This window comes from Streptomyces graminilatus, assembly GCF_001418565.1.
GTDB classification, from domain to species: domain Bacteria; phylum Actinomycetota; class Actinomycetes; order Streptomycetales; family Streptomycetaceae; genus Streptomyces; species Streptomyces graminilatus.
In genome coordinates this window covers 1-1492 of record NZ_LIQQ01000780.1, presented here as the reverse complement: position 1 = coordinate 1492, position 1492 = coordinate 1, and the positions used below count along the sequence as shown (strand labels likewise).

The 1492-nt window shown below is 71.8% G+C and carries 2 protein-coding genes; both read right to left on the bottom strand.

The genetic code is table 11. The annotated features are described in order from the left end of the window. The coding region (locus AOK08_RS41490; RefSeq protein WP_198539563.1) for an ATP-binding protein at positions 1 to 449 on the bottom strand (449 nt) is incomplete at its 3' end. A 217-nt stretch (positions 450 to 666) separates the two neighbouring features. Further along, a complete protein-coding gene (locus AOK08_RS41485; protein WP_055535706.1) occupies positions 667 to 1296 on the bottom strand; it encodes an NUDIX domain-containing protein in 630 nt (209 codons plus the stop codon). Positions 1297 to 1492 lie beyond the last annotated feature (196 nt).

The following is a 1492-nucleotide window of genomic DNA, read 5'->3' as shown; positions in this document are numbered from 1 at the left end:
TCGGCCGCGTCGTCGAGCAGGAGCAGCATCCGCCGGTCGGCCAGCGCGTCGCGCAGCGCCTCGGACAGTTCGTCCTCGCCGGCGCCGGGCGGGGTGGGCAGCTCCAGGGCGGTGAGCAGTTCGCGGGCGGTGCGTTCGGTCGGCACGCGGGTGCCGTCGGGTTCGCTGAGCCGGGCGCGCAGCACACCGTCCGGGTAACTGTCCGCGACCTGCCGGGCCAGTTCCGCGGCGAGCGCGCTGCGGCCCGAGCCGGGCTTGCCCGCGATGAGCAGCACGCGCGCGCGTGGCGCTTTGCGGCCCGCGAGAGTGTCGAGTCCGGTGCGCTCGATGTCGGCGCGCAGTTCCTTCAACTCTCGCGTCCTGCCCAGGAACTGACTATTCGTCAAAAGGGGCGGCCGATCGTTTCCCGACAGCTTCGTGCCGCCTGTGTCCACCGCCTGGTCCGCCACGGGCCACACTCCCGTCCACCTGCACGCGCAAGCCCGCCGGGACTCCGGTTCGGGCGTTTCCAGAGCCTAGTTCACGCTCTGCGACGATCCGTGCGGAGCACGGCGAGCAGGTCGCCCGATCGGATCAGGCGATGGTCATATCGGACGCGAGGGGCGGCCCCGAAGAGCCCCTCAAGCCTCGGATCGGCGGATTCCAGGCCTCGTATCAGGCCTCGTATCAGGCCTCGAAGGGCCGGGCCGGCCACGGCGCCCCGGCCGGGCGCAGCGCGTCGAGTCCGTCGCCCTTCTCGGCGGCCACCAGCGAAAGGACGCCCACGACAAGGCAGCTGCTGTGCAGTTCGCCGGCGAGGACAGCCCGGACGAGCTCGTCGACGGGCACGCGCGCGTACTCCATGTCGGCCTCCTCGTCCTCCACCTCGAAGCGCTGCCCCTCGGCCTCGGACAGGTTCCGGGCCAGGAAGATCCGTACGGCCTCGTCGCAGCCGCCGGACGTGGGGTAGATGTCGGTCAGCACCCGCCAGTCCTCGGCCTTGACGTGCGCCTCCTCGTACAGCTCGCGCTGGGCGGCGTGCAGCGGGTTCTCGCCGGGTACGTCGAGCAGGCCGGCCGGGATCTCCCAGAGCCGCTGGCGCACGGGGTGGCGGTACTGGCGGATCAGCAGGACCCGGCCCTCGTCGTCGAGGGCGAGGACGCCCACGGAACCGGGGTGGACCTGGTAGTCGCGGTTCACCACCGAGCCGTCGGGCATGACCACCTCGTCGGTGCGCACGGAGGTCTTGTTGCCCACGAAGGGGGTCGCGGTCGCCCGGATCTCCCACTCCTCCGGAGTGTCCTTGATGGTGGTCATGTCGACTTGTCCTCCCGCATCCAGCACCCGCCCGTACACCGCCCGTACCCGAGAAACCGGCCCTGGGACCGGCACGCAGAACCGGGGCACGCACCCCCGAGGGCACGCACCCCGGTCACCGTACAGCCCTCGCGCTACTTGCCCGTCTTGCGCTGGACGGCGGCCTTGACGAGGCCGGCGAAGAGCGGGTGGGGGC